Genomic DNA, 2,165 nt, shown 5'->3' with positions numbered 1-2,165 from the left:
GGCAACCCCCACCGTCCCGCACCCATGAACGGGCCCGCGGCCCCCGAAAAATGAACGTCGGTCAGAAGCCCGGGCCGCCCGCCTTGTCGCCCGCTGCCGCCAGGCGGCCCCAGAGGAGGTCGGCCAGGGCCTGCACCAGTTCGGCGCGGGCGCAGGGGCGTTCGCCGAGCCACCAGTCGCCGGCGGCGTGCATCATGCCGACGATGCCGTGGCCCCAGACGCGGGCCAACTGCTCGCTGTTCGGGCCGAGATCGACGCGTTCCTCGATCACGTCGGCCAACTCCTCGCCCATGCGCCGCAGGAGGGGGAACGAGTACGCGCCCATGTCGAAGCCCTGGTCGTTCTGCGGGCCGCCCTCGGAGGGGTGCATGAGGAAGCGGTACACCTGGGGCCGGGCCTCGATCGCCGCGAGGTAGGTGTCGAGCGTGGCCTCCACGCGCTCCCGGCGCTCGGCGGGGGCGTCGAGCGCGGCGCGCAGCGCTCCGAGGAGGGCGTCGGTGTGCCGCTTGGCGAGGGCCGCGTAGAGTCCGCCCTTGTCGCCGAAGTGGCGGTAAAGGATCGGCTTGGTGATGCCCGCCTCCGCCGCGATGGCGTTCATCGAAGCGCCCGGGCCGTCGCGGAGCACCACCCGGTCGGCGGCCTCCAGCAGCTCGCGCCGTCGGCGGTCGGCGGACCTCTGCTGATCGGTCCGCTGCGTGGTGTCCATGATCTCTCCCCACCCGTGCTGATTCGGTGACGCCTGCGCAACGTAACACCATGCGCCGGCCCCGCCTCGAACGGGCTGCCGACCCGGAACGGGGAGTTGACTTTTACTACTGACCGGTAACAGGCTACCGTTACCGCAAGTAACACGTGAGTGCAGCGCTGGAGGGGACATGGCCGAGTTCACCATGGAGCTCAACGACGAACAGAAGGAGGTGCGGGACTGGATCCACGGCTTCGCCGCCGACGTGATCCGCCCCGCGGCCGCCGAATGGGACGAGCGGGAAGAGACTCCCTGGCCGGTCATCCAGGAGGCCGCGAAGGTCGGCATCTACTCCCTGGACTTCTACGCCCAGCAGTACTTCGACCCCACCGGCCTCGGCATCCCCATGGCCATGGAGGAACTGTTCTGGGGCGACGCGGGCATCGCCCTGTCGATCGTCGGCACCGGCCTCGCCGCGGTGGGCGTCCTCGCCAACGGCACCGAGGAGCAGATCGGCACCTGGATCCCTCAAATGTACGGCGACGCCAACGACGTCAAGGTCGCCGCCTTCTGCTCCTCCGAGCCCGACGCCGGCTCCGACGTCGCCTCGATGCGTACACGCGCCGTGTACGACGAGGCCAAGGACGAGTGGGTCATCAACGGTACGAAGACCTGGGCGACCAACGGCGGCATCGCCAACGTGCACGTGGTCGTCGCGGTCGTGGACTCCGAACTGGGCTCCAAGGGCCACGCGTCCTTCATCGTCCCGCTGGGCACGCCCGGTCTGTCGCAGGGGCAGAAGTTCAAGAAGCACGGCATCCGCGCCTCGCACACCGCCGAGGTCGTCCTGGAGAACGTCCGCGTTCCCGGCTCGTGCCTGCTCGGCGGCAAGGAGAAGCTCGACGAGCGCCTCGCCCGGGCCCGTGAGCGGGCCAGGGCGGGAGGCGGCGAGCGCCTGAAGAACGCGGCGATGGCCACGTTCGAGGCCTCCCGCCCGGCCGTCGGCGCCATGGCGGTCGGCACCGCGCGCGCCGCGTACGAGGTGGCCCTCGACTACGCGAAGACGCGCGAGCAGTTCGGGCGGCCGATCATCGACAACCAGGGCGTGGCCTTCCAGCTCGCCGACATGCGTACGTCGATCGACGCGGCGCGGCTGCTGGTGTGGCGGGCCTCCTGGATGGCGGTGAGCGGGAAGCAGTTCACGTCCGCGGAGGGCTCGATGTCGAAGCTGTTCGCCAGCGAGACGGCGAAGAAGGTGACCGGGCAGGCGATCCAGATCCTCGGCGGGAACGGGTACACGCGGGAGTACCCCGTCGAGCGGATGCACCGGGACGCGGCGATCTACACGATCTTCGAGGGCACGAGTGAGATCCAGCGGCTGGTGATCGCCCGCACGCTGTCCGGCATGCCGATCCGGTAGTGGGCGGGTGCGGGTCCGTCGTGGCTGAGCGCGCAGTTCCCCGCGCCCCTGGCGCCCAGG

At 70.3% G+C, this 2,165-nt stretch carries 2 protein-coding genes; one reads left to right on the top strand and one right to left on the bottom strand.

Going from position 1 to position 2,165, the window contains the following annotated elements; translation table 11 throughout:
- Window positions 1-61 precede the first annotated feature (61 nt).
- Window positions 62-706, bottom strand: a complete 645-nt coding sequence (locus tag ACFWGJ_RS43405; protein ID WP_387334496.1) for a TetR family transcriptional regulator — start codon at window positions 704-706, stop codon at window positions 62-64.
- Between the two features lie 169 nt (window positions 707-875).
- On the opposite strand from ACFWGJ_RS43405, the gene ACFWGJ_RS43400 reads away from it, so the two are divergent.
- Window positions 876-2,105, top strand: coding sequence for an acyl-CoA dehydrogenase family protein (locus tag ACFWGJ_RS43400; RefSeq protein WP_366786504.1), 1,230 nt, complete (start codon window positions 876-878; stop codon window positions 2,103-2,105).
- Window positions 2,106-2,165: the final 60 nt, after the last annotated feature.

The organism is Streptomyces sp. NPDC060205 (assembly GCF_042728395.1).
GTDB lineage: Bacteria > Actinomycetota > Actinomycetes > Streptomycetales > Streptomycetaceae > Streptomyces.
Note: the sequence above shows the minus strand (reverse complement) of the source record. Positions and strands in the feature narration are given on the sequence as shown.

Bases quoted from the DNA above. Each gene is read 5' to 3' on its own strand.
- ACFWGJ_RS43405 (WP_387334496.1), bottom strand. From the start codon at position 706: ATGGACACCACGCAGCGGACCGATCAGCAGAGGTCCGCCGACCGCCGA.
- ACFWGJ_RS43400 (WP_366786504.1), top strand. From the start codon at position 876: ATGGCCGAGTTCACCATGGAGCTCAACGACGAACAGAAGGAGGTGCGG.